General features: G+C 62.4%; 25 protein-coding genes and 2 tRNA genes. 13 read left to right on the plus strand and 14 right to left on the minus strand.

What is annotated here, in order from left to right:
- Nucleotides 1-4: 4 nt before the first annotated feature.
- Complete coding sequence (locus tag ACLGL5_RS21210; protein WP_069091962.1) at nt 5-1108, plus strand: NAD(P)/FAD-dependent oxidoreductase; 1104 nt, start codon at nt 5-7, stop codon at nt 1106-1108.
- Here the strand turns inward: ACLGL5_RS21210 and ACLGL5_RS21215 are convergent.
- Nucleotides 1105-1695: a hypothetical protein gene (locus ACLGL5_RS21215; RefSeq protein WP_069091963.1), complete on the minus strand. Its 591-nt coding sequence runs from the start codon at nt 1693-1695 to the stop codon at nt 1105-1107. The genes ACLGL5_RS21210 and ACLGL5_RS21215 overlap by 4 nt on opposite strands.
- A 339-nt stretch (nt 1696-2034) precedes the next feature.
- Here ACLGL5_RS21215 and clpP point away from each other — a divergent pair, with 339 nt between their 5' ends.
- The 4 genes from clpP to ACLGL5_RS21235 all read left to right on the plus strand — a co-directional run bounded on the left by clpP (nt 2035) and on the right by ACLGL5_RS21235 (nt 7389).
- Nucleotides 2035-2664 (plus strand): ATP-dependent Clp endopeptidase proteolytic subunit ClpP, encoded by a 630-nt coding sequence (gene clpP / locus ACLGL5_RS21220; RefSeq protein ID WP_010915650.1) that lies wholly within the window; start codon nt 2035-2037, stop codon nt 2662-2664.
- Between the two features lie 295 nt (nt 2665-2959).
- Nucleotides 2960-4234: an ATP-dependent Clp protease ATP-binding subunit ClpX gene (gene clpX, locus ACLGL5_RS21225; protein ID WP_010915651.1), complete on the plus strand. Its 1275-nt coding sequence runs from the start codon at nt 2960-2962 to the stop codon at nt 4232-4234.
- Between the two features lie 273 nt (nt 4235-4507).
- Complete coding sequence (lon, locus tag ACLGL5_RS21230) at nt 4508-6919, plus strand: endopeptidase La (RefSeq protein WP_069091964.1); 2412 nt, start codon at nt 4508-4510, stop codon at nt 6917-6919.
- 197 nt (nt 6920-7116) lie between these two features.
- Nucleotides 7117-7389 (plus strand): HU family DNA-binding protein, encoded by a 273-nt coding sequence (locus ACLGL5_RS21235; RefSeq protein WP_006201846.1) that lies wholly within the window; start codon nt 7117-7119, stop codon nt 7387-7389.
- A gap of 113 nt (nt 7390-7502) precedes the next feature.
- On the opposite strand, the gene ACLGL5_RS21240 is transcribed toward ACLGL5_RS21235, so the two are convergent.
- Nucleotides 7503-8525 (minus strand): aldo/keto reductase, encoded by a 1023-nt coding sequence (locus tag ACLGL5_RS21240; protein WP_069091965.1) that lies wholly within the window; start codon nt 8523-8525, stop codon nt 7503-7505.
- A 166-nt stretch (nt 8526-8691) separates the two neighbouring features.
- On the opposite strand from ACLGL5_RS21240, the gene ACLGL5_RS21245 reads away from it, so the two are divergent.
- On the plus strand, nt 8692-9258 hold the full coding sequence (locus tag ACLGL5_RS21245) for an SIS domain-containing protein (protein WP_069093392.1): 567 nt from the start codon (nt 8692-8694) through the stop codon (nt 9256-9258).
- Between the two features lie 3 nt (nt 9259-9261).
- Entirely contained in the window at nt 9262-10005 is a 744-nt protein-coding gene (locus ACLGL5_RS21250; RefSeq protein WP_069091966.1) for a creatininase family protein, read from the plus strand.
- A gap of 118 nt (nt 10006-10123) precedes the next feature.
- Here ACLGL5_RS21250 and ACLGL5_RS21255 read toward each other — a convergent pair whose 3' ends face one another.
- The 4 genes from ACLGL5_RS21255 to ACLGL5_RS21270 all read right to left on the minus strand — a co-directional run bounded on the left by ACLGL5_RS21255 (nt 10124) and on the right by ACLGL5_RS21270 (nt 14116).
- Nucleotides 10124-10303, minus strand: a complete 180-nt coding sequence (locus tag ACLGL5_RS21255) for a hypothetical protein (protein WP_069091967.1) — start codon at nt 10301-10303, stop codon at nt 10124-10126.
- Entirely contained in the window at nt 10300-11217 is a 918-nt protein-coding gene (locus tag ACLGL5_RS21260) for a carbohydrate ABC transporter permease (protein ID WP_019857675.1), read from the minus strand. Before ACLGL5_RS21260 ends, ACLGL5_RS21255 begins: the two co-directional genes overlap by 4 nt.
- Nucleotides 11218-11228: 11 nt before the next feature.
- Nucleotides 11229-12359, minus strand: a complete 1131-nt coding sequence (locus ACLGL5_RS21265) for a carbohydrate ABC transporter permease (protein WP_019857676.1) — start codon at nt 12357-12359, stop codon at nt 11229-11231.
- 89 nt (nt 12360-12448) lie between these two features.
- Nucleotides 12449-14116, minus strand: coding sequence for an ABC transporter substrate-binding protein (locus tag ACLGL5_RS21270; RefSeq protein WP_064982608.1), 1668 nt, complete (start codon nt 14114-14116; stop codon nt 12449-12451).
- A 284-nt stretch (nt 14117-14400) separates the two neighbouring features.
- Between ACLGL5_RS21270 and ACLGL5_RS21275 the strand changes: the two genes are divergently transcribed.
- The 3 genes from ACLGL5_RS21275 to rbsK are packed head-to-tail and all read left to right on the plus strand — an operon-like array spanning nt 14401 to nt 16869.
- Nucleotides 14401-15456 carry an ABC transporter ATP-binding protein gene (locus ACLGL5_RS21275; protein ID WP_019857678.1) on the plus strand — a complete coding sequence of 352 codons (1056 nt, stop codon included), beginning with the start codon at nt 14401-14403 and terminating at the stop codon, nt 15454-15456.
- 26 nt (nt 15457-15482) lie between these two features.
- Nucleotides 15483-15935, plus strand: coding sequence for an RbsD/FucU family protein (locus tag ACLGL5_RS21280; protein WP_019857679.1), 453 nt, complete (start codon nt 15483-15485; stop codon nt 15933-15935).
- Between the two features lie 4 nt (nt 15936-15939).
- On the plus strand, nt 15940-16869 hold the full coding sequence (gene rbsK / locus ACLGL5_RS21285) for a ribokinase (protein WP_069091968.1): 930 nt from the start codon (nt 15940-15942) through the stop codon (nt 16867-16869).
- 184 nt (nt 16870-17053) lie between these two features.
- Here the strand turns inward: rbsK and ACLGL5_RS21290 are convergent, their stop codons facing one another.
- Together ACLGL5_RS21290 and ACLGL5_RS21295 are read right to left on the minus strand one after the other, a co-directional pair.
- A complete protein-coding gene (locus ACLGL5_RS21290) occupies nt 17054-17569 on the minus strand; it encodes a hypothetical protein (RefSeq protein ID WP_027046753.1) in 516 nt (171 codons plus the stop codon).
- A 372-nt stretch (nt 17570-17941) separates the two neighbouring features.
- Nucleotides 17942-18018: transfer RNA gene (locus ACLGL5_RS21295), tRNA-Asp, on the minus strand.
- A 217-nt stretch (nt 18019-18235) separates the two neighbouring features.
- Here ACLGL5_RS21295 and ACLGL5_RS21300 point away from each other — a divergent pair.
- Both ACLGL5_RS21300 and ACLGL5_RS21305 read left to right on the plus strand, forming a co-directional pair.
- A tRNA-Val gene (locus tag ACLGL5_RS21300) sits at nt 18236-18311 on the plus strand.
- Nucleotides 18312-18617: 306 nt separating this feature from the next.
- The gene (locus tag ACLGL5_RS21305; RefSeq protein WP_064982716.1) at nt 18618-18821 is read left to right on the plus strand and encodes a hypothetical protein; all 204 of its coding nucleotides are present in this window, start codon (nt 18618-18620) and stop codon (nt 18819-18821) included.
- Nucleotides 18822-18968: 147 nt separating this feature from the next.
- Here ACLGL5_RS21305 and ACLGL5_RS21310 read toward each other — a convergent pair whose 3' ends face one another.
- Nucleotides 18969-19178 (minus strand): hypothetical protein, encoded by a 210-nt coding sequence (locus ACLGL5_RS21310; RefSeq protein WP_019857723.1) that lies wholly within the window; start codon nt 19176-19178, stop codon nt 18969-18971.
- A 32-nt stretch (nt 19179-19210) separates the two neighbouring features.
- On the opposite strand from ACLGL5_RS21310, the gene ACLGL5_RS21315 reads away from it, so the two are divergent.
- Nucleotides 19211-19843: an inorganic diphosphatase gene (locus ACLGL5_RS21315; RefSeq protein ID WP_240564664.1), complete on the plus strand. Its 633-nt coding sequence runs from the start codon at nt 19211-19213 to the stop codon at nt 19841-19843.
- A gap of 225 nt (nt 19844-20068) precedes the next feature.
- Here ACLGL5_RS21315 and ACLGL5_RS21320 read toward each other — a convergent pair whose 3' ends face one another.
- From ACLGL5_RS21320 to ACLGL5_RS21340, 5 genes are all read right to left on the minus strand, one after another.
- Nucleotides 20069-20839 carry an SDR family NAD(P)-dependent oxidoreductase gene (locus ACLGL5_RS21320; RefSeq protein WP_038646358.1) on the minus strand — a complete coding sequence of 257 codons (771 nt, stop codon included), beginning with the start codon at nt 20837-20839 and terminating at the stop codon, nt 20069-20071.
- 13 nt (nt 20840-20852) lie between these two features.
- Nucleotides 20853-21848, minus strand: a complete 996-nt coding sequence (locus ACLGL5_RS21325; RefSeq protein ID WP_019857727.1) for an ABC transporter permease — start codon at nt 21846-21848, stop codon at nt 20853-20855.
- Nucleotides 21849-21963: 115 nt separating this feature from the next.
- The gene (locus ACLGL5_RS21330; RefSeq protein WP_019857728.1) at nt 21964-23004 is read right to left on the minus strand and encodes a sugar ABC transporter substrate-binding protein; all 1041 of its coding nucleotides are present in this window, start codon (nt 23002-23004) and stop codon (nt 21964-21966) included.
- Between the two features lie 40 nt (nt 23005-23044).
- Entirely contained in the window at nt 23045-23809 is a 765-nt protein-coding gene (locus ACLGL5_RS21335; protein ID WP_019857729.1) for an ATP-binding cassette domain-containing protein, read from the minus strand.
- Complete coding sequence (locus tag ACLGL5_RS21340) at nt 23806-24972, minus strand: ROK family transcriptional regulator (protein WP_069091969.1); 1167 nt, start codon at nt 24970-24972, stop codon at nt 23806-23808. Before ACLGL5_RS21340 ends, ACLGL5_RS21335 begins: the two co-directional genes overlap by 4 nt.
- Between the last annotated feature and the right edge of the window lie 61 nt (nt 24973-25033).

A 25033-nucleotide genomic window follows, 5' to 3' on the forward strand; every position in this document is an offset into this window, starting at 1 on the left:
AACGATGAACGTGATCGTTGTTGGCGCGGGGATTGCCGGTCTTTCCACGGCGTGGTCGCTGGTCAAGGCCGGCCACAGCGTGTCGATCGTCGAGCAGGGGCCGATCCCCAATCCGCTGGCCGCGTCCGGCGATCATCACCGCATCATCCGCCGCGCCTACCGCGCCCGAAGCGGCTATGGCCGGCTGATCACCGAAGCCTACGAGGCCTGGGACGAGATGTGGACCGATCTCGGCGAAAGCCACCTCGATGCGCGCGGATTCGTCTGCATTTCGCGCGAACCGGGCGACGAAGCCGAGGAATACCGCGAGGGCCTGGAAGAGGGGAATTTCCCCTTCGAACTGTTCGAACCAGACGCCGCCGTCAAGCGCTGGCCTTTTCTCGAGCCGGGCACGTTCCGCTATGCCTATTATTCGCCGGAAGGCGGCGCGCTCCATTGCCGCAAGATCGCTTCCGGCCTTGCCGCCTGGCTGCGTACCAATGGTGCCAATGTCTACGAACACAGCAAGGTGACCGCGATCGAGTCAGAAACTGGCCGCATCGTGCTCGAAAGCGGCGAAACCATGCAGGCCGACCGCATCGTCGTCGCTGCTGGCGCCTGGGTGCTGAAACTGTTTCCGGAACTGGACGGTGAACTGAAGACCTATCGGACAGCCCTTGCCTATGTCGAGCCGCCGGCTGACCTGAAGGCGGCCTGGGAGGTGGCACCGGTCGTCCTCGACGTCGGCGGCGCGGTCGACGGCTACGTGATCCCGCCTTCCGGCGGCGCCGGCATGAAATTCGGTTCCGGGCTGCACAGGGTGCCGACGAGCGACGCCGACTGGAACCGTCAGCCTGTGCCGGGCGAGGGGGAGGCGATCCGCAGCCTCTTTTCGCCACCGATCGCCCGCATCCAGGAGTATGAGGTGACCGAGGTGGTCACCTGCGCCTACACCTTCACCGCCGACGAAAAATTCATGGCGCATGCGAAAGGTAAGTGCCTTGTTGTCTCGGCCTGCTCAGGCCATGGCTACAAGTTCGGCGCGGCGGTCGGCAGGCGCGTTGCGGCGGCTGTCGGCGATGGCGATAACGACGGCCTGAAGGCGTGGCTGCGGGCGGAGGTGGCCTAGTCCTGGCAGTGCCTCGGAATATGCACGCGCCGCCAGCCAGACGACCCTTCTCTGACCACCACGCGCCGCGCGACGGTCAGGTAGGAGGCGGGGACATCGATGATGCGCCTTCGCTCCGGCCGCACCAGCACTTCCTCGGCGATCTGGTCGTATTGCGCCGGAATGACGACGCGCCTTGTGCGCTCCGGCTGGATCACCACCGTCTCGGCGACGCGTTCGTAGCGCGCCTTGTGCCAGATCTTGCACAGAACCCTGCGACCATGGATGACGCGCCATTCCCAGGAATAGCCGCCGCCATCGACCCTCACCGTGTGGTAGACGGTGCGGGTAACGGCAGGCACGACCTCGTAGGTCACTTGTGCCGGAACCGTCATCACCACGCGTTCGCGTGTGCCGTAGATCGGCGGGGTGTAGTCGACCTGCTGGCCGGGCGGACTGACCATCACGTCTTCATAGACCGTGTCGTAGACGTCAGGCGTGTGGACCGGTTCGTAGCATTCCACGGCGCGGCCTCCGGCCGCCGTCTGCGAAGTCGTGCCAAGCATGGCCAGCCCGGCAATGGCGAAGGATGCGCTTCTCCTGAACATGACACTCCCCCTGTTTGAACCGTAGGCACAAGTTCAACGTTGAATTGTAGGGAAAGGTGCCGCTGAGAAAAGCGGTTTTGGCGCATTTCGTTAAGTGACGCGGTTAAGAAACTGCTACGTTGCGGCCCGGTACCGTCTGCTCCGGAACCGGTGCAGGCGTCAGCGATGCGAATCCTTGGCCGTAAAGCTTGATTCGACTTACCCAGATGGCTAGGACGGGTCGGCCTTGCACAAGGATGAGCCGGCATCCTATCTACGGAACAACGATCCAGAACCGATTCTGCCCGATCTGCCAGCATTCCCGGCGCCGGAATCCCACCGCGAGATAAGAGATAACCGATGAAAAACCCCGTCGAAACCTACATGAACCTCGTTCCGATGGTGGTCGAACAGACCAATCGCGGCGAGCGGGCCTACGACATCTTCTCGCGCCTCCTCAAGGAGCGCATCATTTTTATCACCGGTCCGGTCGAGGACGGCATGGCGACGCTGGTCTGCGCGCAGCTTCTTTTCCTGGAAGCCGAGAATCCGAAGAAGGAAATCAACCTCTACATCAATTCGCCGGGTGGCGTGGTCACTTCGGGCATGGCGATCTACGACACCATGCAGTTCATCAAGCCGGCTGTATCGACGCTCTGCATCGGCCAGGCGGCCTCGATGGGCTCGCTGCTTCTGACCGCCGGCCACAAGGACATGCGTTTCGCCACGCCGAACGCCCGCATCATGGTTCACCAGCCGTCCGGCGGCTTCCAGGGCCAGGCCTCCGACATCGAGCGCCACGCCATGGATATCGTCAAGCTGAAGCGCCGTCTCAACGAGGTCTATGTCAAGCACACCGGCAAGAGCTACGAGGAGATCGAACGCACGCTCGACCGCGACCATTTCATGACCGCCGACGAAGCCAAGGATTTCGGCCTCATCGACAAGGTCATTTCGTCGCGCGAGCCGGCTGAGAGCGCCGTGGCATAAGGGCTTGGTGGCAGTTGGATGACACCATCACGCGCTTTTGGCGCGTCTTGCGGCATTTCGGCCACAATTGGCTGTTCCCTCGACGGTCGGGATTGCCTACGTTAAGGCTATGTTGATTTTCGACGGCTTAGCTTTGTGTGGGGTTGCTGCGAATCATTGCCACGTTTTCTGATTTGTGTTTCGTACGGAATACGTTGCGGGAGCCGGGACACTGGCGGCGGCGGATTCCCGCGATAAATAGAGTATGCGCCCTTTCAGCCAGACCATCGGCGGGCGGCGATGAAAGGACAGGGAAATGAGCAAGGTCGGCAACAACAGCGGTGACTCGAAGAACACGCTTTATTGCTCGTTTTGCGGCAAAAGCCAGCATGAGGTGCGCAAGCTGATCGCCGGTCCGACGGTCTTCATCTGCGACGAATGCGTCGAACTCTGCATGGACATCATCCGCGAGGAGAACAAGACCTCGATGGTGAAGTCGCGCGAGGGCGTGCCGACACCGCAGGAGATACTCAAGGTTCTCGACGACTATGTCATCGGCCAGCCCTACGCAAAGCGCGTGCTGTCGGTGGCCGTCCACAACCACTACAAGCGTCTCGCGCATGCCGGCAAGAACAACGATGTCGAGTTGGCCAAGTCCAACATTTTGCTGATCGGCCCGACCGGTTGCGGCAAGACGCTGCTCGCGCAGACGCTGGCCCGCATCATCGACGTGCCCTTCACCATGGCCGACGCCACGACGCTGACCGAAGCCGGTTATGTCGGCGAGGACGTCGAGAACATCATCCTGAAGCTCCTGCAGTCGGCCGACTACAATGTCGAGCGCGCCCAGCGCGGCATCGTCTACATCGACGAGATCGACAAGATTTCGCGCAAGTCCGACAATCCCTCGATCACCCGCGACGTGTCCGGCGAGGGCGTGCAGCAGGCGCTGCTGAAGATCATGGAAGGCACCGTCGCTTCCGTGCCGCCGCAGGGCGGCAGGAAGCATCCGCAGCAGGAATTCCTGCAGGTCGACACCGCCAACATCCTGTTCATCTGCGGCGGCGCCTTTGCCGGCCTGGACAAGATCATCTCGGATCGCGGCCGCAAGACCTCGATCGGTTTCGGCGCCACGGTCGCCTCGCCGGAGGACCGCCGCACCGGTGACATCTTCCGCCAGGTCGAGCCCGAGGACCTCCTGAAGTTCGGCCTCATTCCGGAGTTCGTCGGCCGTCTGCCTGTCCTGGCGACGCTGGAAGACCTCGACGAACCAGCGCTGATCCAGATCCTGACCGAGCCGAAGAACGCGCTGGTCAAGCAGTACCAGCGGCTGTTCGAGATGGAAAATGTCGACCTGACCTTCCACGAGAACGCCCTGTCGGCTATCGCCAAGCGCGCCATCGAGCGCAAGACCGGCGCGCGCGGCCTGCGCTCGATCATGGAAGCGATCCTGCTCGACACCATGTTCGAACTGCCGGCGCTCGAAGGCGTGCGCGAAGTGGTGATTTCGGAAGAAGTGGTGACCGGCAGCGCCCGACCGCTCTACATCTATTCCGAACAGAAGGAAAAGAAGGGCAACGTCAGTGCCTGATATGGCACTTCACCGCATATTTTTGTGGAACGGCGCCGTCGCGGCGCCGTTTTGCTGTGTAGAGCACGCGACCTCGGCGATGGAGTGGATTGCAGGCGATGTTAACTCTTGATCTTTGCCCTGCTTGCATCCACCTAACACGAGAAGGCCGAGGTGCCCGATTTCTGTGCTGTAAAACTCCCGTCACAAACGGTGGTAGGCGGAACGATCCCCGGTCGTTAATATAAGATTCGCGGTTGGCCTGATGGCGACCGCGACATGAAAGGTTGGACAATGGCCAAAATATCCAAGGCTCCCAGCGACGGCGTCTTCGCAGTTCTCCCACTGCGCGACATCGTGGTGTTCCCGCACATGATCGTTCCGCTCTTTGTCGGGCGCGAAAAGTCGATCAAGGCGCTGGAAGAGGTGATGGGTCAGGAAAAGCAGATCCTGCTTGCCACCCAGATGAATGCTGCCGATGACGATCCCGAGCCCGATGCCATCTTCGACATCGGCACGCTCGCCAATGTGCTGCAATTGCTGAAGCTGCCCGACGGCACCGTCAAGGTCCTGGTCGAGGGCGCTTCGCGTGCCAAGATCGTTTCGTTCACCGACCGTCCCGATTTCCACGAGGCCCGCGCCACCGCGTTGGTCGAGCCGGAAGAGGAGGAGGTCGAGGTTGAGGCGCTGGCCCGCTCGGTCGTCACCGACTTCGAGAACTACGTCAAGCTGAACAAGAAGATCTCGCCTGAAGTGGTGGGTGCCGCCAGCCAGATCGACGACTATTCCAAGCTCGCCGATACGGTTGCCTCGCATCTCGCCATCAAGATCCCTGAAAAGCAGGAAATGCTGGCCACGCTCTCGGTCAAGGAGCGGCTGGAAAAGGCGATGGGCTTCATGGAAGCGGAAATCTCCGTCCTGCAGGTGGAGAAGCGCATCCGCTCGCGCGTCAAGCGCCAGATGGAGAAGACGCAGCGCGAGTACTACCTCAACGAGCAGATGAAGGCGATCCAGAAGGAGCTCGGCGAGGGCGAGGACGGCCGCGATGAGGCCGCCGAGATCGAGGCGCGCATCAAGAAGACCAAGCTCTCCAAGGAAGCCCGCGAAAAGGCGGAAGCCGAGTTGAAGAAGCTGAGGACGATGTCGCCGATGTCGGCGGAATCGACCGTCGTGCGCAACTACCTCGATTGGCTGCTGTCGATCCCGTGGGGCAAGAACTCCAAGGTCAAGCAGGACCTGGCCTACGCCCAGAACGTGCTCGACACCGATCACTTCGGCCTCGACAAGGTCAAGGACCGCATCGTCGAGTATCTGGCCGTCCAGAGCCGCCAGAAGAAGCTGAAGGGGCCGATCCTGTGCCTTGTCGGCCCTCCCGGCGTCGGCAAGACTTCGCTTGGCAAGTCGATCGCCAAGGCGACCGGCCGCGAATTCATCCGCATGGCGCTCGGCGGCGTGCGTGACGAAGCCGAAATCCGTGGCCATCGGCGCACCTATATCGGTTCGATGCCCGGCAAGGTCATCCAGTCGATGAAGAAGGCGAAGAAGTCCAACCCGCTCTTCCTGCTCGACGAGATCGACAAGATGGGCCAGGACTTCCGTGGCGATCCGTCGTCGGCGCTGCTCGAGGTGCTCGATCCCGAGCAGAACTCGACGTTCATGGACCATTACCTCGAGGTCGAATACGACCTGTCGAGCGTGATGTTCGTGACGACGGCCAATACGCTGAACATCCCTGCGCCCTTGATGGACCGCATGGAGATCATCCGTATCGCCGGCTACACCGAGGACGAAAAGATCGAAATCGCCAAGCGGCACCTGATGCCGAAGGTGATCCGCGATCACGCGCTGCAGCCGAAGGAATTCTCCGTCGGCGAGGATGCGATCCGTGCCATCATCCAGACCTACACCCGTGAAGCGGGTGTCAGAAGCCTGGAGCGCGAGCTGATGAAGCTCGGGCGCAAGGCCGTGACCGAGATCCTGAAGACGAAGAAGAAGACGGTGAGCATCACGGCGGCGAACCTCGCCGATTACCTTGGTGTCCAGCGCTATCGTTTCGGTCAGGTCGAGGCTGACGATCAGGTCGGTGTCGTCACCGGTCTTGCCTGGACGGAAGTCGGCGGTGAACTGCTGACGGTCGAAGGCGTCATGATGCCCGGCAAGGGCCGCATGACGGTGACCGGCAATCTGCGCGATGTGATGAAGGAATCGATCTCGGCGGCGGCCTCCTATGTCCGCTCAAGAGCCCTCGATTTCGGCGTCGAGCCTCCGCTGTTCGACAAGCGCGACATCCACGTGCACTTGCCGGAAGGCGCCACGCCGAAGGATGGTCCGTCCGCTGGTGCTGCCATGGCGACAGCCATTGTGTCGGTGCTGACGGGCATTCCGGTCCGGGCCGATGTGGCGATGACTGGCGAGATAACGCTTCGCGGCCGCATCTTGCCGATCGGCGGCCTCAAGGAGAAACTGCTCGCCGCGCTGCGCGGCGGCATCAAGAAGGTGCTGATCCCGGAAGACAACGCCAAGGATCTGGCGGAGATTCCGGACAATGTGAAGAACGGCATGGAGATCATTCCGGTCTCGCGCGTCGGTGAGGTGTTGCGCCATGCGCTGGTGCGTATGCCGGAGCCGATCGAATGGGTCGAACCGGTCAATCCGCCGGCCACGACCGACAGTGCCGATGACGCTGGAAAGTCGCTTGCACATTAGATTCTTTCTAAGGTTGCAGTGCACAAACGGAAAGCCGGGCCTCGCGCCCGGCTTTTTCATGTGAAAAACCCCGGATTTCCGGGCTTTTTTCCACTTTTTCCGGGCTTTTCGACTTGGTTGCGGCAGCGCTTCTTTCTAAAGTCCGTTTCCTGCCGGATGAGTCGTTAGTTCCGGTGTTCTCATGGAAGGGAATTTTTATGAACAAGAACGAACTGGTGTCCGCTGTCGCCGACGCCGCGAGCATTTCGAAGGGTGACGCGCAGTCGGCGGTCGATGCGGTGTTTTCCGTCATCACCGGCGAACTGAAGAAGGGCGGCGATGTCCGGCTTGTCGGCTTTGGCAATTTCACCGTGTCAAAGCGTGCGGCCTCGACCGGCCGCAACCCGCAGACCGGCGCCGAAGTGAAGATCCCGGCACGCACCGTGCCGAAGTTCTCGGCCGGCAAAGGCCTGAAGGACGCAGTCAACTAAGCGTTTTTTCTTTTCAGAGACAGAAAAGCCGGGCTTGCCCGGCTTTTCATTTTTTGTGCCCGACGCCGGTACCCGGCTTTTCATTTTGGCCCGAATTGGGGGCGGCAACGCTCCTATGCGGTCGGCGCGTCGTCGCGCATCAAGCCCTCCTTCTTGAGGTCGGCCCACAGCGCAGCCGGCAGTTTCGCGTCGAGCAGTGCCCGGTTGCCTTCCACTTCGCTCGGCCGCTGGCCGCCTGGGATCACCGAGACGACAGAGGGATGCAGCAGCGGAAACTGCAGCGCCGCCTCGATCAGCCTGACGCCATGGCGTTTGCAGACAGCCTCGATGCCGGCGACCCGCTCGAGAATGTCCTTCGGCGCCTCGGAATAGTTGTAATAGGCGCCGGGCTTGGGTCCTGTCGCCAGGATGCCGGAATTGTAGGGGCCGCCAAGGACGATACCGATGCCGCGCTTCTGGCAGAGCGGCAGGAAGGACGTCAGCGCCTCCTGTTCCAGCAGCGTGTAGCGCCCGGCAAGCAGGAACAGGTCGAAATCGCCGCGCTCGGCCAATGTCTGGGCAACCTGCCATTCGTTGATGCCGCCGCCGAACGCCTTGATCGCGCCCTGGTCGCGCAGCGACAGCAGTCCATAGTAGCCCGAGCGCATGAATTCTTCGATGCGCCGGTCGGACGCCTCCTTGCTGCCATGGGTGAAGATGTCGACATCGTGCACGAACAGTATGTCGATCCTGTCGACGCCAAGCCGCTCGAGCGAGGCCTCGAACGAACGCATGACGCCGTCATAGCTGTAGTCGTAGACCTCCTGGCGTGATGGCGTGTCGAAGAACTTGCCGATGCCGGTGCGCTGCTCCGGCGGGCAGGCGCGCATGAGGCGGCCGACCTTGCTGGACAGCACATAGTCGTCGCGCTTCTTGCCGCGCAGGAAGGGGTTGAGGCGTGTTTCAGACAGGCCAAGCCCGTAGAGCGGCGCGGTGTCGTAGTAGCGGCAGCCGGTCTCCCAGGCGGCGTCGAGCGTGGCCTTGGCATCCTCGTCCGAAACGGCGCGGTAGAGATTGCCGAGCGGTGCCGTGCCGAAGCCGAGCTCCGTAAAGGTGAGGCCGCCATTGCCGATGCGGTCGAAATGCCGTGTCTTCATGTCTTGCAGTTTTCCCGGGGTTGATTTGTCTGACATGACACTATCATGCCTGTGATCAGGCAAAAGCGCTGCGCGGCGTTGGACACGCATTTTCGCGGTTGCTAGCATGAATGAAATCAAGCTGTTCGTGAAAAAATCCGAGGAGGATTTCGAGGGTGGGTTTGTCGTGAGCGACCGGAACGAAAATCTGTTCAAGACCGCGCTCGACGAACTCGGCGACGTGCTGGCGCGCGTGGATGACAGCCAGATCGACGTCGCCTGCAAGCTTCTGGCCGAAGCGAGGCAGATCGTCGTCTATGGCTGCGGCCGCGAGGCCTTGCAGGTCAAGGGTTTCGCCATGCGGCTCTACCATCTCGGTCTGCCGGTCGCGGTGGTTGGCGACATGACCACGCCGCCACTGGGGCCTGGCGACGTCTTCCTGGCCAGTTCCGGGCCGGGAGAAACCTCGACGGTGCTGACCTTGATGCGTGTCGCGCGCGATGCCGGCGCGACCAATCTGCTGCTCACCGCCCAGTCCGGCGGCAGCGCGGCGGGGTTGGCCGATGCCACGCTGCTCATTCCGGCCCAGACCATGGCCAATGATCAGGGGCCGCAAAAGACTTCGGTCCTGCCGATGGGCTCGCTGTTCGAAGGGGCGCTGTTCCTGCTGTTCGAGGTGATGGTGCTGAAGCTCAAATCCCTGATCGGTGCTTCGCCCGAAGCCATGCGCGCACGCCACACCAATATGGAATAGATCGTGCGCTATGAACTGATGCTGCCGCACCAGATCCGCCAGGCGATCGCCGAGAATTGGCCGGTCGCCCTGCCGCTCGGCGTGCTCGAATACCATGGCGAGCATATGGCTGTCGGCATGGACACGCTGGCCGTCATCAAGACGCTGGAGCTGTTCGAGAAGGAGAGGGATGTCGTCATCCTGCCGCCCTTCTACTACGGTGCTGCGAGCTACGCAGTGGCGCCGCCGGAAGGCACTGGCTCGGTGCAGGTCGGCGGCAACCAGCTGGCGCCGTTCGGCGAGGAACTGTTCTACAGCCTGCTGCGCGTCGGTTTCCGCAACATCCACGCCATCATCCACCACCAGACCGAGAATTTCGCCGCCGGCATGCCGACCGATCTCGCCTTCAAGACCGCCGGCCGCCAGGCGATCTTCCGTTTCCTCGAGAAACAGCGCGGCGAGGGGTGGTGGGGTTCCGAGACGATGGCCGACTATTATGCCGGACACGCCGCCGGTGAAAATTTCTTCAACTGGGTGCAGGTGCATCCGCTGATGCCGGCCGCCATGAACGGCAAGTACCCGTTCGACCATGCCGGCATCGGCGAGACATCACTGATGCTGGCGCTGTGTCCGGAGGCGGTTGATGCCGCCCACTTCGCCGACAATACCAGCTGGTATACGGCGAGCGCCAAGGATGCGTCGGCTGAGCTTGGGGACAAGGGCGTCGCCATGATCATGGATCACCTGCGCGCTATCCTGAAGGCCTAAAGGTTTTTTCAGCCGCTCCGCCCGGTAATCGGCAATCGACCTGTCCCCGGATCGCTCTTGGTGGCAACGGCCCAGATGAACGTCCCGGCGCCGGCTATCGCCAGGCCGACATAGAGGGCTATGCCAAGCCGTAGAATCCCTCCAGGGCCATGACCAGGCCGCCGCACAGCATGGCCAGCACGAAGCCGGCGATGACGGCTCGACCTTGCCAGGCGATCGGCATGACGCCCTTGCCGTAGCGGTCGTAGCCCTTGTAGCCGACACGGATGTTGCGTGCGAACCAGTATTGGTTCGTCACTTCACAGCTCCCGCCGTCATGCCCATGATGAGATAGCGTTCCAGCGCGATGCCGATGACCGCCAGCGGCGCGATCGCGGCGGTGGCAAGGGCTGCCATCGACCACCAGTTGATGCCTTGCGAGCCGGTCTGGCTCGCCACCATGACCGGGATGGTCTTGGCATCGGTCGAGGTCAGAAGGGCAGCGAAGAAATATTCGTTCCAGCACAGCACCATTGCCAGGATGAAGGCGGCGACCATGCCCGGCAGCGCGATCGGCATGACGATGCGGAAGAACGCCCCCCAGATCGACAGGCCGTCGACGAGCGCTGCTTCTTCCAGCTCGACCGGGATGGAGTTGAACTGGTCGCGCATGATCCAGATGACGATCGGCAGCACCATCAGCGTGTAGAGCAGGATCAGCCCGATGCGCGTGTCGAGCAGGCCGACTTCGCGGTAGAGCACCAGGAAGGGCAGAGCGAGCACCACGGGCGGCAGGATCAGCTGCGACAGGAAGAAGAAGGAGATGTCCTCGTTCTTGAACCAGGCGAACTTGTAGCGGTAGCGCGTGAGGCCGTAGGCGGCGAGGCTGCCGATGACGATGGCGAGGCTCGACGCGCCGACCGAGGTGATGACCGAGTTCATGAAGCGCTTGAAGAACTCATCGCGCACCGTGGAGGTCTGGAAGATCGAATCCGGCGACAGGCCGAGCGAGCGCCAGCCTTTCCAGTCCGGCTGGAAGTCGACGAAGGGGATCAGATGGCCTTGGGTGACGTCGACCGCCGATTTGAACGAGGTCGTTATCGTCCAGTAGATCGGGAACAGGCAGATCAAGGCCCAGAACACCAGCGCGCCATAGATGAAGACGCGGCTGGTGATGAAGCTCGCCGGAGAGCGGATTTCGGAGACGGTGTATTCGGTGGTCTGAACGCTCATGATCCGGCCACTCAATTGACGTTGCGCACGAAGCGGTTGGCAAGCTTCAACAGCCAGGTCACGAACACGACGATGATGACCAGATAGGCCATCGCCAGCATGGTGCCGTAGCCGACATTGGAGCGGTCGCGGTATTCGCGGTAGATGAAGCTGGAGACGGAATCGGTGGCGCCGCCGGGGCCGCCCGAGGTCACCGTGATGATGATGTCGGCCAGCTTCAGCTTGAAGATGATGCGCAGGATCACCGCCGTCACCGAAACCGGCAACATCAGCGGGAAAGTGACCTGCCAGAAGGTCTGCCAGGTGGTCGCGCCGTCGACGCGCGCGGCCTCCAGCACCTCGCGCGACATCGCCTGCAGGCCGGCGAGCAGCATGATCATCATGAACGGGATGAAGGTCCAGGCATCTAGTATCATGATCGATATGCGGGCGATGATGGGATCGGAAAAGAAGGCGGGATTGTCCCAGCCGAGATGGCGCGCCAGTGTTGCCGCCGGTCCGAACCGGTACTCCATCAGCGATTTGCCGATCATCCATGACACCGCGACCGGGGACAGCATCAGCGGCATCAGGAAGACGACGCGGAAGAATTTGCGCGCCCGGATCTGCGCGTTGAGCAGCAGCGCCAGCCCGAAGGCGATGACATATTCGACCAGCACGGCGAGCACGTAGAGCACCATGTTGAACAGCGCGTTGCGATAGTAGGGATCGCCCAGCATCTGCCAGAAATTGTCGAGCCCGTTGAACCTGCGGCCGCTGAAGGAGGAGAGGTTCCAGTCGGTGAGTGCGATGTAGAAGCCGAACAGCGTCGGGAAGATCACCATGGCGATGGTGAACAGCAGCGCCGGCAGCAGGAACAGCGCGCGCTGGCCGTCCTCGCCGCGCGTCAGCACCTGGCCGATGCCGAGTGCCACGCCCCACAGCACATAGGCATAGACCACCGGACGCCATGTCTCGAAGCCGATCGTGTCGACTTCGCTCTTGTAGAGGATCTGGACGAGGATCGTTGCCAGCAGGCCGAGCGTTGCGGCGGCCATCACCGCCCAGCCCAAGCGTTTGCGGCCTGGCGGTATCAGGTCGGATGGGACGGCGTTTGCCGGCCAATCATTGGTGGGCAAAATCTGGTCAGCCACGCGTCTCATCCAGTTGCAGAAGGCACTTCGCGACCGGCGATGCCGGTCAAGACAGGGTCCGGCGGCTTTCGTCGCCGGACCCCTGGTTCACGCTACGATCAGGCCAGGCCGAGCGAGGCCTTGTAGAGCTTGATCTGCTTTTCGCGGCCGATCTGGTCGGTGAGCTTTTCCCAGGCGGCGGCGATGGCATCGGCGCCTTCCTGTGCCTTCATCTTGCCGGCGAAGGTGTTGGCCAGAATGTCCTCGGCGGCGGAATAATACTGGAAGATGCCGGGGATGCGTGGCTCGATCGCCGCGTTCGGATGGTTGTAGCTGTCGCCTTCCGACTTCAGATACGAGGTGATGAAGGCCTCGTCGTAGCCGGCCGCCACCCATTCCGGAATGTCGAAATGCGAATTGCGGTAGGGCTGGAAGCCGGACGGATACATCGCCGTCCAGATCGACAGGTCCTTGCCGCCGAGATGAGCGGCGGCGGACCATGCCGCCTTTTTCTTCTTCTCGTCCTTGTCGACGCGAGCCATGACATAGACGCCCCAGCCGAGATAGGCGCAGTTCGGCGAATAGTTCGGCCCGCTGGCGAGCTTCTCCCATTTGCCGGTCTTGGAATTGTAGACATCGTCCGAACCCGGCAGGATCGAGAAGCCGGTGACATCGCCGATGACCGAGGAATCGTTGGTCTTGACGTTGGAGCCGATGTCGCCCCACCAGGGGATCATCGAACCGGTGCCGGCCAGGAACTGCTGGAACCCGGTGGTGTTCGGGTCGGCGTTGATCTGGTCCGCCGGTTCCGACGGCAGCGCGTCGATCACGTCCTGGATGGCGCGCACCCAAGCCGGATTGTTGATGCGCGGCTTCATCGTGTCGGCGTCGAACAGCCAGGCCTTGTCGTCGGGATGCTTGGCGTAGGCGGTGGCGCGGCTGCCCAGGAAGTAGAAGCCGAAACCGCCCCATGGCTTGGGCGCGTCGAGATAGCCGTAAACGTCCTGACCCTTGAATTTCTTGCCCTTGAGGAACTTGGTGACGGCCTGCACCTGCTGCCAGGTCTTCGGCACGCCCCATTCGCCTTCACCGCCGCCATCCTTCCACTGCTTGGCGAGGTCGGCATCGGCGAACACGTCGGTGCGGTAGTTGAAATTGTGCGTGTCGCCGTCGATGGTGACGCGATACTGCTTGCCGTCCCAGGTGCCGACCGGCGGCTTCAGGTAGTTGACCAGGTCGTCGAAATCGATCTGCTTCTTGACCCAGTCGGGCATCTCCGAGGTCAGCCCCTTGCCGCAGACATCGCCTTCGAAGGGCGCGCCCATCTCGATGATGTCGAAGTCGACGGTGCCGGTGGCGATCGATTGCTGAAGGCGGGCATTGTAGTCGGCCTGCGCCAGGTCGATCCAGCTGATCTTGGCGCCGGTATAGGCCTCCCATGGCTTCAGGAAGCCGCGGAACAGCACATTGTGCAGGTTCTGGTTGTTGAGGCCCATGAAGGTCAGCTCGACGCCGGCGAATTCGCCTTCCTTGACATTGGCCTTGGTGGCCTCGAGGCAGAGTTCGCCGACCTTCTGGAAATCGGCATCGGTCGGCTGACCTTTGCCAACGCCGGGAATCTGCAGGATCTTCGAGCGCAGTTCGCTTGCGGCGGCAGCGGGGCGCGTCAAGGCGCCAAGCCCGGCGCCGGATGCCGCCGCGATCGCGGCCATGCTGGCCGCACCCTTCAAGACGTCGCGCCGCGTGGCGCCGGCCCGGACCAGCCTATCGTAAAGACCTGTTCTCATCGACTATTCCTCCCAGAATCAGTGTGAATGGATGTGGCCACCTGTCGGACGATGAAGCACAACTGTGCTACCGGCTCGGATACGAATTAGGCAGGACCCCACCCTGCGTCGATTGAAATTCCCTGCGGATCGGTGCCGACATTTGGACCAGCACCCGCCACTATTCTCGCAACCAAACGCCGTGTCAACGAGAACGGTTTTTATCTATAAGAGACCGACTTGCCCTGACAGGGCGCGTTGGTTAGCTTCTGCGCCTACGGCCAGTTGGAGCCGATGGGGGAGAGATGGCTCAAGTCGCAATCAGCAAGGTGGCCAAGGCGTTTGGAACCGTCAAGGTTCTGCACGAAGTCAGCGTCGACATCGCTGACGGACAGTTCGTGGTGCTGGTCGGCCCCTCGGGTTGCGGCAAGTCCACGCTGCTCAGGATGGTGGCCGGGCTGGAGACCGTTTCCGGCGGCACGATCGCCATCGGCGACCGCGTCGTCAACCATTTGCCGCCGGCAAAACGCGACATTGCCATGGTGTTCCAGAACTACGCGCTCTACCCGCACAAGACGGTCGAGCAGAACATGGCCTTTGCCCTCAAATTGCGGAAAACCGATCCGGCCGTGGTCGCCGAGCGGGTCAAGCGCGCCGCCGATATCCTCGACCTCAACCCCTATCTGAAGCGCTATCCCCGGCAGCTCTCCGGCGGCCAGCGCCAGCGCGTCGCGATGGGCCGCGCCATCGTGCGCAATCCACAGGTGTTTCTGTTCGACGAGCCGCTGTCCAACCTCGACGCTAAGCTGCGCGTGCAGATGCGCACCGAGATCAAGGAACTGCACCAGCGACTGAAGACCACCACGATCTACGTCACCCACGACCAGATCGAGGCCATGACAATGGCCGACAAGATCGTCGTCATGCGCGATGGCCGCATCGAGCAGGTCGGTGCGCCGCTGGAGCTGTTCGACCGGCCGGCCAATCTCTTCGTCGCCGGCTTCATCGGCTCGCCGTCGATGAACCTGCTCAAGGGAGTTGTGCGAAAGGGCGACAAGCCCGGCGTCGACATATCAGGCACATTGTTCCCGATTGCCGACAATGCCGCGCAGGACGGGCAGGCCGTCGTCTATGGCGTGCGCCCGGAGCATCTGGAAATCCATCCCGATGGCGTACCGGCGAAGATTTCGGTGGTCGAACCGACCGGCTCGGAAACGCTTGTGTTCCTGCGCTTTGGCGACCGCGAGATGGTGGCGCTGTTTCGCGAGCGCCACGACTTCAAGCCCGGCGACACGCTGACCCTGAAGCCCAGGCTCGACCACATTCATCTTTTCGATGCGGAGACCGGCAAGCGTCTCTGATTTCAACGGACATCACGAGGACTATCATGCTCAAAGGCATCAATCCGCTGCTCAATGCCGACGTGCTCCAGGCATTGCGGGCGATGGGCCATGGCGATGACCTGATCATCGCCGACACCAACTTCCCCTCCGATTCGGTGGCGCGTCAGACGGCGCTCGGCCGGCTGCTGCGCATCGATGCGCCGGCCGCCGAGGTGGTCAAGGCAGTGCTGTCGCTTTATCCGCTGGATACGTTCGTCGACGACGCGGCCGCGCGCATGGAAATCGTCGGCAAGCCGGACGAGATCCCACCCGTGCAGAAGGAAGTGCAAAAGGAAATCGACGCGGCTGAAGGCAAGTCCTGGCCGATGCTGCCGGTCGAGCGCTACGCCTTCTACGAGCGCGCCAAGCAGGCCTATTGCGTCATCCAGACCGGCGAACGCCGTTTCTACGGCTGCTTTGCCTTCCGCAAGGGCGTCGTACCGCCGGATGCGGAGTAGGGATATGGCAGCCGGAAAGCCTGTCGTCATATTGGGCGTCTTCGTCGCCGATACCGCCTATCGCGCCGATCGCCAGCCGCGCATGGGCGAGACGATCCTCGGCAATTCGTTCAAGCTGGGCCCGGGTGGCAAGGGGTCGAACCAGGCGGTGGCCGCCGGCAAGCTCGGCGCCGACACCACCTTCCTGACCCGCCTTGGCGTCGACGCCTTCGCCGACATGGCCAAGCGGACCTGGCAGGATGCCGGCGTGAAAAGCGCCGTCATCGACACGCCGGACAGCTATACGGGCGCCGCCTACATCTTCGTCGAGGAGGGCAGCGGCAACAACGCCATCATCGTCAGTCCGGGTGCGGCCATGCTGATCTCGCCGGCCGATATCGAGGCCAATGCCGCCCTGATTCGTGGCGCCGGCGTCTTCGTTACCCAGCTCGAACAGCCGATCGATGCCGCGATGCGGGCGCTGGAGATCGCGCGCGGGGCAGGGGTGACAACCATCCTCAACCCTGCCCCCGCGGCAAAGCTTCCCGACCGTATCTACACGCTCTGCGACTATCTGACGCCAAACGAGACCGAGACGGAGGAATTGACCGGACTGAAGGTCTCGTCGGTCGATGAGGCGCGGGTCGCCGCCGGCAAGCTGCTCGAAAAGGGCGTCGGGACCGTCATCGTCACACTCGGCGACAAGGGCGCGCTCCTGCACTCGAAGGGACGCTCCGAGCATGTCGCAGCCATCAGCGCCGGGCCGGTTGTCGAAACCACCGGCGCGGGCGACGCCTTCAACGGCGGCTTCGCGGCGGCGCTGTCGCGAGGCGTGGAGCCGCTGCAGGCGGTGCGCTTCGCCTGCGCCGTCGCCGGCATCTCGGTGACGCGACCCGGCACCGCGCCGTCGATGCCGACGCTGCAAGAGGTCGAGGCGCTGCTGGCGAAGGGTTGAGGCATGCGGGGCAGCCGGGCCATCAGGCTGTTCCAATCCCAGCGCAAACCCATGAAAAGTGCGTAGCGCTTTCCCCTTGAAATTGCGCCAATGGAATTGCACCAAAACAAAGTGTTAGGGCAGTTCGCTGTTTCCATGAAACGGCAAACTGCCCTGGATGTCCATCCGGCGATAGCCCGATCAGCTATTGCCTGACGTAGCACCGCTTTTCACGACCGGGAGCGGGATCGCCGAACGTATCATTGTCGCATTGGACGCCGTTGCGGAACACGTCCTGCGTGAATTGGCCGCGTGCCCCGTACCTGACCACCTTGCGGCCATAGAAATCGCAGTAGTCGCCTTCATCGGCACAGGCTGCCCATCTCTCGCGGCGGGGTTCGTCGTAATTGTCATCCGACTGGTCCCGGCCGCGCATGACGATGAAACACGATTTTGGGATGCCCGGTGCCGGATCGCCAAAAACGCGATTTGAACACGGCACCGCGTCTCGGTCGAAATAGCGCGAGGTCGTGCGGCCCCGGGCGCCGTAGACCACTTCGGCGGGATACGGCAGACGGCAGAGCCCGCCCTCGCGCGCGCATGGCTGCAATCGGTCGGCCGACGCGGTCGCCGGGAAAAGGGCGGTGGCGACCGTCGTCGCGCCGCCCAGGTACATGAGCGTGAATAATGTGCGCATAGAAATGTTTGGTGCGTTTGACACGATAAGTCCTCCATGCCGTTCAGGCAGCCTACGAATGCAACTCCGCTACCTGCGAAATGAATCCAGCGCTTTGTGGGCAAATCCGCAAGTGGGATTCCCAAGGTCAAACGCGGCTCAAGCCCGAGTCGTTCCAGGAGCTGCTTTTCAGCCTATTGGAGTGGCCTCGCGTTTGCCAGATTGCCGCGCAGGCGTGGCTGAATTTTTCGGCCGCGCACGATTCGCGCAGCGACGGCGAATGCTCATCGACCGCCAGGCTACAAAACCGGCGATAGGGCGGGAAAGACCGCGCCTTGGCCCTTCATTTCTGAAAGTGGATTCTGACAATTCATGTCGGCATTTCCCTGTGCCAAGGATTGCGATCCTTGAGGGAAATGGCGCGAGTGACGGGGCTCGAACCCGCGACCTCCGGCGTGACAGGCCGGCACTCTAACCAACTGAGCTACACCCGCGCATTGACGAGCACGTGTCAGCCGTGTTCGTCGTTGGGGCGCTGGATAAGGGGTTCGCCACCGGGTGTCAAGCGCACCAAACCATCATAACAACAAACTGGAGAAGGTTTTTTGACAGCCGGCGTTTTGTTCGCAAATCGGGCCTGCGGACAGGGCGTCACCTGTTCATTTGGCCTTGCGAAGCCGGTCCCGACCGCTTAAAGGTCCGCGCCGGAGCGGGCGATTAGCTCAGTTGGTAGAGCGCTTCGTTTACACCGAAGATGTCGGCGGTTCGAGCCCGTCATCGCCCACCATTCCACGTCGTCTTGAAGATGCGATTTGGCCCTTCCTGGAGGCAGGACGATGGGCGCCTGATGCTTCCGAGGATTGAACCTAGATCCGTTTGAAGTCGGTAAGCCCCGCACGTATCCTCTGGCCCTCTGCGAAGGCGAGGGCGAAAGACTCCAGACAGAATGATCGGGTTGGTTCCTCGTCACCGTCGATCATGCGGACGGACCATTCTCCGCAGGCTTTTCGCAGGTTGCGATTTCGCCGATGGGAACGTTGGCAGGGCTTCGAAGTTTCTTGACCGCTAAGGCGACCTTGCGCGGAGGTGGCGGATGAAGACGACAGTTGGACCGGATACCGTCGACGTGGCCAAGGCGGTCGAAACGATGCTCACGGAGCATGACGGCCCTGCCTTTCTATCGATGGCCGAATTCATCGAAGTGCTTCGTCAAAGGACGGGAACGGACCGTTCTGACGCGGATCTGAAAGCCCTCGTCACAAAGAAGGCGGCTGTGCTTGGTATCGTTATGGAGTGAGGGAGGCCAAGCTCGGCTACGCAGCTTGTGCCCGGATGCTGTTTGCGTATCGGCGCGCCTGCATGAGCCATTTCAGTGCTCTTGTTTGCGCGGCGTACAACCCACAGTCAACGCTGCGCGCAAGATCGATTGAACAAGGCCGGCGCGTTACAGCTTGTTCTGCCGCTTTTCGATAGCATAGGATGTCCAGCGGCAGCACATGCCCGCAATCGATGTGGTGGCGCCACCGAACAGGCATGCGGCAAGCACCGGGTCTTGCGAGGCATTTTTCCAGCTGACCACCGCCAGCAATATGACGCTTACCGTCGAGACCACATAGCCGATACCCTTGAGCGCATGCGGCGAAACCTTGACCATTCACACTCTCCCTTCGCTCCAACGTTGAACATTTGTATCGGCACCGGGTTCCGTTCGTTGGTTGCCACGCGGGAACCTTTTGCCTGTTCGCGCGTGCTACTGCGATCTGGGCGCTGGATGGACGAGCCATGACAAACTTTCTGAAACTCCCGGCGAAGTCGCGGAACCTGTTTCGCGTTGTCGTCGAAACGCCGCGCGGAGCAGCCGCCAAGCTCGCCTACGACCCCAAGACGGGCGTCTTTCAATATTCAAGGCCGCTGCCGGTCGGCAACACATACCCTTATGATTGGGGGTTCGTACCTTCCACCGTCGGGGAAGATGGTGATCCGCTCGACGGGATGGTGATCCACCAGGCCGCTACAGCACCTGGCGTGGTCATCAAATGCGATCTGCTCGGTGCATTGCGGGTGAAGCAGAAGGACCCTGATGGGGCGGTCATCCGCAACGATCGTTATATTTTCTGCCCGCGCAAGGAGGATGCGCCGGACAAGCCCGTGACTGCCGACCATTTGCCGCAGGATTTGCGCCAGGAGATCGAGCAGTTCTTTTTGTCCTCCGTGCTGGGCACGGGCAAGACAATCAAGCTGAAAGGCTGGCAGGACGCCAAGGAGGCTGCCAGGTCTCTCGGCAAGGGCGCGAGGGCTTTTCGGCGCAATCGCAAGTGATGGCCTTGTCTTCCGCGATCACACCATAGGCTGACACGGTCACGCGGTTCACAATACAATTGCAAGCGGTCGATTCCTCCGGGATGTAGCCACTCCAAAAGCCCGCCGCGGGTCGCTCCCGTGGCGGGTTTTTCATCATCAGGGGTTGCAGGCCATAGGGGGTGCGAGCTTCCTGACGCCTCTACCCGGCGGATCGCTCCTGCGCCGTCCGAAAGACATGGGCGATCAAGGCGGCACCATCCGGAAATCCTTGCCCTCGGGCAGCAATTGCCCACCATCGACGACAATGGTCGTGCCGGTGATGTAGCTTGCGTCGTCCGAGGCAAGGAACAGGAAGGCATTGGCGACATCGCGCGGACTGCCGAGCCGGCCGAGCGGGATCGAATCCTCCATGTTCTTGATATAAGCGGCGCCGCGATGCTCCTGGATGGCTTCGGTCAGGATGTTGCCGGGCTCGACGCCGTTGACGGTAATGCCGTAGCCGGAGAACTCCAGGGCTGCTGCCCGGATGAAGCCGTTGATGCCTGCCTTTGTCGCCGAATAATGGCCGTGGCCGGGGCTTGTGACATGCGGTCCGGTGATGGAGGAGGTGTAGAGCATGCGTCCGGAGCGCTGCGCCTTCATCGGCACCAGGGCTGCGCGGGTGGCATTGAAGGTGCCGCGCAGATTGACGGCCATGACGCGATCCCAGTCGTCGGTGCTGGTGTTCTCGATCAATTGCCAGGGATAGATCCCGGCATTCTGCACGATGATGTCGAGGTGGCCGTAATGGTTCAGCGCCAGTGTCACCGCGGCCTCGGCGTCGCGCATTTGCGAAATGTCGGTGCCGATGAAGGGGACACCGAGCTCGCTGGCGGTCGCTTGCCCGGCCTCGGCCTCGCTGTCGGCCAGCACGAGTCGTGCGCCTTCTTCGGCAAAGCGCAGTGCGGTGCCCTTGCCGATGCCGCGCGCGCTGCCGATGATCAGCGCCACCTTGTCTTTCAATCGTCCAGCCATGCGAGCCGTCCTGTCATGCCAGTCTTTGGCGAATGGTTTGCTTGAATGCGTCGAGCAGCACGGCCGCAAGTACCAGCAGGCCGTGGATGACCTGGGTGAAATTGGCCGGCAGCCCCATCAGATTGATCGCCGTGTTGATGGCCGAGAGCAGCAGCACGCCGGCGTAGACGCCGGGCAGGGTGCCGACGCCGCCCTTCAGGCTGACGCCGCCGATGACGACCGCGGCAAAGGCGTTGAACAACAGGCCAACGCCGAGATTTGCGGTGGCGCCCGAGGTGCGGATCGCCAGCAGCCAGCCGGCAAGGCCGGCGATAGCGCCGGCAAGCACGAAGGCGATGATGAGGTTGCGGTTCACCCGGATGCCGGCGCGGAAGGTCGCCGTCTCGTTACCGCCGATCATCACCAGGTGCCTGCCAAACGGTGTCTTGGCCATGATCAGTGAGAAGACGACGAAACAGGCAATGGCGATCCAGGCGGTGAGCGGCAGGCCGATCAGCCGCTGGATGCCGAACCAGCGGATCGCCGGTGCAAGATCCTGCGCCGAGCGGCCGCCCGAAATCACCAGCACCAGGCCGCGCACCCAGATGTAGGAGGCCAGCGTGATGATGAACGCGCTCATCTTCACCTTGACGACCAGAAACCCGTTGAAGGCTCCGATCAGGCCGCCCACGGCCAGCGCCAGCAGCAGCGACACCGGAACCATCAGCCATTCCGGATGCAGTTGGACGCCAAGCCCGATTCCGGATGAGCAGAACAGGATGCCGACCGCCATGGCGCTGAGTGCGGCGACGGATTCGACCGACAAATCCATGTGGCCGGCGATGATGACCAGCGCCAGGCCGATCGACATGACGCCGAGCACGCTCGAAGCCTCGATGATGTTGGCGAAGATTCCGAGCTGGAAATAGTTCGGGATGAAGATGGAAAAGACCACCAGCACGAAGACCAGCATGAACCAGACGAGGTTGTCGAGGATGAGCTCCAGGGCATGGCGGGTGCGGGGGTTCATGGGGCTGATCCGACTGGTGCATGGCCCGAAAGAATCAATTCGATCTTCCGAATGGCGCGATTTGCGAAGGATTGGCTCCGGGCCGCGATGGCCCGGAGCGCTCCGTGCGACAGGACTACTCGACGGGTTTAATGGCGTCCGTCGGCGGCTTCTGGTTGCCCCAGAAAGCCGGGTTGTCGACATTCTCCTTGGTGATGGCGGCACCGGGGATCTTGATGTTCGGCCCCCAGGCTTCCTTGGTCACGGTCGATTTCAGGCCGATCACGTCATATTCGCCGGGCTTGATCTCTTGCTTCTTGACCACCTTGTCCATGAACATGGCGACGGCGGCGGCCTGCGCGTAGAGCGGCTGCTCGACTTCGACGTTGAGCCAGCCCTTGCGGATCAGGTCGAGGCCGACCGGCGCGCCGTTCGAGCTCATCAGCATGACGTCGCCCGGCTTCTTGCCGGCGGCCTCGAGCGAGGCGACGGCGGCCACCGAGAGGTGCGCGGCATGGCTGAAGATCAGGTCGATGTCGGGGTTGGCCAGCATCTGGTCGGCGACGATGGTGCCGGCGTTGCTGGCTTCCCACTGCATGGCCGGAAGCGAGATGATCTTGACGTCCGGAAACGCCTTCATCTTCTCTTCGAAGCCTTTCTGGATGTCGAGCGTGTAGGGATCGCCTGGATCGCCGAGCACCTGCAGCACCTTGCCCTTCACCGAGCCGTTTTTGGCCTTCAACAGTTTTTCGGCCTGGTCGGCGGCGACATGGCCGATTTCGACCGTTCCGGCGACTGACGTGAAGTCGGATGGTGTCGAAGTGATCTGGCGGTCGAACTCGACCACCGGGATACCGGCGGCACGGGCGGCCTCGATGGACGGTTTCAGCGCGTTGAAGTCGACAGCCGCGAGGATAATGGCCGCCGGCTTTAGTGCGATGACGTCGTTCATCTGCGATTGCTGGGCATCGGTCTTGTTGTCGGCGTTCAGTGACTTGAACTCATAACCGGCCTGCTTGAGGAACAGCTCCAGCGCGGTCACCGAGCCGGTCTGGAATTCATCGAGTAGTGTCGGCACAAGATAGTAGACGACACCCTTGGACTGGGCGAATGCCGGCGTGAGCGTGGCAAAGGCCAGTGCCAGGATGCCGAAGACAGCAAGAAGTATTCGCTTCATGTCGTTGGCTCCCTGTTAAGCCGGACCCCTCTTTTGTCCCTCAGCCCGCCGGTCCGGCACCGGCAAGCGTCTCCCCGGTGATCATGTTGATCACCGCATCGGGACTTGTTTTGTTGCGCGCCACATCGCCGGCCACGACGCCTTGCCGGATCACCACGATCCGGTCGGCGACCTGAAAGGCCTGCTGCATGATGTGGGTGATGATGACGACGCCGATGCCCTGGCTCGCCACCTGGCGGATCATGTCGAGACCGCGCCGCGTCTGCTCGACGCCCAGCGCCGCGAACGGCTCGTCGAGCAGCACCAGCTTGCCGCCCCAGTGCACGAAGCGGTTGAGCTCGATGGCTTGCCGCTGGCCGCCCGAGAGATGCTCGACATTGGTGCGCAGCGACGGAATGCGGGTACCGGCGCTGGCCAGCGCCTTGGAGACGACGGCTTCCATGGCGCGCTCGTCGAGCACGGGAATGCCGAGCACCTTCCTGGTGATCTCACGGCCCATGAAGAAATTCGCCACCACGTCGACATTGGTGCAGAGCGACAGGTCCTGGTAGACGGTTTCGATGCCCGCCGCCTTGGCCTCGGCCGGCGACCTCGCGAGAAACTCCTTGCCTTCGAAGAGCATGCGGCCCGAGGTCGGCTCCAGTCCGCCTGATATGATCTTGACCAGCGTGGATTTGCCGGCGCCGTTGTCGCCCAGCAACGCCACGACCTCGCCCTTGCCGATGGAAAAGCTGATCCCCTTCAGCGCTTCGATCGCGCCATAGTTCTTGGTGACGTTGTCGAGCACCAGCAGCGGTTCGCTCATGCCGCAACCTCCTTGGCTGTCAGAAGATCGCGGCCGCGTTCGCGCTCGGCGGCGAACATCTGGCCGAAGCGCGGCGACAGGACCCCGGAAACCGCGAGGGCAGCGGCGCCGCGCAGCACCGAATGTTGCCCGCCGCGCGCGACCATCAGCCGGGGCGCGATGCGGTCCTTGCGCGCCGAGACGGAGTTGTGCAGGCCGCCGGTCGAACCGGCCAGCCGTTCCAGCAGGTCGGTGGACGCCAGCCCGCCGAGGATGACCGTTTCGGGGTCGAACAGGTTCTCGATGACGGCGACGGCATTGTGAAAGATCGGCGCGACTTCCGCGATCCAGTCGGGCTCTGTGCCGTTCCAGCGCCGAAGCGCCTCGAGCGAGAGGTATCTTTCGAGGCAACCCCGGTTCCCGCAGGGACAGGCCTCGCCGCCAGGAACGACAGGGATGTGTCCGACCTCGCCGGCATTCCCCCAGGCGCCGCGCTGCACGATGCCGTCATGAACCATGACGCCGCCAAGGCCGACGCCGAAATAGAGGTAGTAATAGTCGGAGAATTGGGCGCCGAGGCCGTAGAGCCGCTCGCCCATGGCGGCGGCCGCCATGTCGGTTTCGAAGAAGGCAGGCAGTCCGGTCGAGGCCGCCAGTCGCTCGCGCAGCGCCACATCCTGCCAGCCAGTCATGGTGGTCGGGCCGACGAAACTCATGGATTCGACGCCGAACGGTCCGGGCAGGGCCAGGCCGACCCCAAGCACCCGACCGCCGGCCCGCAATCCGGTCAATTCAATCACCATCGCACCGATCAGCTCGAAGGCATGGTCGGGCGTCGCGTTCGGGGCCTCGCGGTAGGTGCTCTCGATCACGTCGCCGCTCAGATTGATCAGGGCGGCATCGATGCCGAACGGGGTGATGTGAATACCGACGGCATAGCCTCCCTCGGGATTGATCCGCAGCGTCGCCGGCGGCAGGCCGCGCCCCTTGGGCTCCACGCGCAGGGAGAGGATGTAGCCCTGTTCTTCCAGTTCGCGAACGATCGTCGATACGGTCTGGACGGTAAGCCCGACACGGCTGGCGATCTCGCCGCGGGCGATCGGCCCATGCAGGCGGATGGACTCAAGCACGATGCGCCGGTTGTACGGCCGCCCGAACTCCTGATTGGTCCCCCGCAATGCCATGCCTTGCGTCCTCGATTGACGTAAGGTTCGCACCAAAGATTTATTCAGTCAAATGGAATTC

The organism is Mesorhizobium sp. U510, assembly GCF_059180695.1.

What these genes read in the sequence shown, in the direction of transcription:
- ACLGL5_RS21210 (WP_069091962.1), top strand. Translation starts at nt 5, where the DNA reads ATGAACGTGATCGTTGTTGGCGCGGGGATTGCCGGTCTTTCCACGGCG.
- ACLGL5_RS21240 (WP_069091965.1), bottom strand. Translation starts at nt 8,525, where the DNA reads ATGAAGACACGGCATTTCGACCGCATCGGCAATGGCGGCCTCACCTTT.
- ACLGL5_RS21335 (WP_019857729.1), bottom strand. Translation starts at nt 23,809, where the DNA reads ATGAGCGAACCGCTGCTGGTGCTCGACAACGTCACCAAGAACTATGGC.
- ACLGL5_RS21275 (WP_019857678.1), top strand. Translation starts at nt 14,401, where the DNA reads ATGGCTCAAGTCGCAATCAGCAAGGTGGCCAAGGCGTTTGGAACCGTC.
- ACLGL5_RS21270 (WP_064982608.1), bottom strand. Translation starts at nt 14,116, where the DNA reads ATGAGAACAGGTCTTTACGATAGGCTGGTCCGGGCCGGCGCCACGCGG.
- ACLGL5_RS21325 (WP_019857727.1), bottom strand. Translation starts at nt 21,848, where the DNA reads ATGAACCCCCGCACCCGCCATGCCCTGGAGCTCATCCTCGACAACCTC.
- ACLGL5_RS21320 (WP_038646358.1), bottom strand. Translation starts at nt 20,839, where the DNA reads ATGGCTGGACGATTGAAAGACAAGGTGGCGCTGATCATCGGCAGCGCG.
- clpX (WP_010915651.1), top strand. Translation starts at nt 2,960, where the DNA reads ATGAGCAAGGTCGGCAACAACAGCGGTGACTCGAAGAACACGCTTTAT.
- ACLGL5_RS21340 (WP_069091969.1), bottom strand. Translation starts at nt 24,972, where the DNA reads ATGGCATTGCGGGGGACCAATCAGGAGTTCGGGCGGCCGTACAACCGG.
- ACLGL5_RS21235 (WP_006201846.1), top strand. Translation starts at nt 7,117, where the DNA reads ATGAACAAGAACGAACTGGTGTCCGCTGTCGCCGACGCCGCGAGCATT.
- lon (WP_069091964.1), top strand. Translation starts at nt 4,508, where the DNA reads ATGGCCAAAATATCCAAGGCTCCCAGCGACGGCGTCTTCGCAGTTCTC.
- rbsK (WP_069091968.1), top strand. Translation starts at nt 15,940, where the DNA reads ATGGCAGCCGGAAAGCCTGTCGTCATATTGGGCGTCTTCGTCGCCGAT.
- ACLGL5_RS21280 (WP_019857679.1), top strand. Translation starts at nt 15,483, where the DNA reads ATGCTCAAAGGCATCAATCCGCTGCTCAATGCCGACGTGCTCCAGGCA.
- ACLGL5_RS21215 (WP_069091963.1), bottom strand. Translation starts at nt 1,695, where the DNA reads ATGTTCAGGAGAAGCGCATCCTTCGCCATTGCCGGGCTGGCCATGCTT.
- ACLGL5_RS21310 (WP_019857723.1), bottom strand. Translation starts at nt 19,178, where the DNA reads ATGGTCAAGGTTTCGCCGCATGCGCTCAAGGGTATCGGCTATGTGGTC.
- ACLGL5_RS21260 (WP_019857675.1), bottom strand. Translation starts at nt 11,217, where the DNA reads ATGAGCGTTCAGACCACCGAATACACCGTCTCCGAAATCCGCTCTCCG.
- ACLGL5_RS21305 (WP_064982716.1), top strand. Translation starts at nt 18,618, where the DNA reads ATGAAGACGACAGTTGGACCGGATACCGTCGACGTGGCCAAGGCGGTC.
- ACLGL5_RS21265 (WP_019857676.1), bottom strand. Translation starts at nt 12,359, where the DNA reads ATGAGACGCGTGGCTGACCAGATTTTGCCCACCAATGATTGGCCGGCA.
- ACLGL5_RS21330 (WP_019857728.1), bottom strand. Translation starts at nt 23,004, where the DNA reads ATGAAGCGAATACTTCTTGCTGTCTTCGGCATCCTGGCACTGGCCTTT.
- clpP (WP_010915650.1), top strand. Translation starts at nt 2,035, where the DNA reads ATGAAAAACCCCGTCGAAACCTACATGAACCTCGTTCCGATGGTGGTC.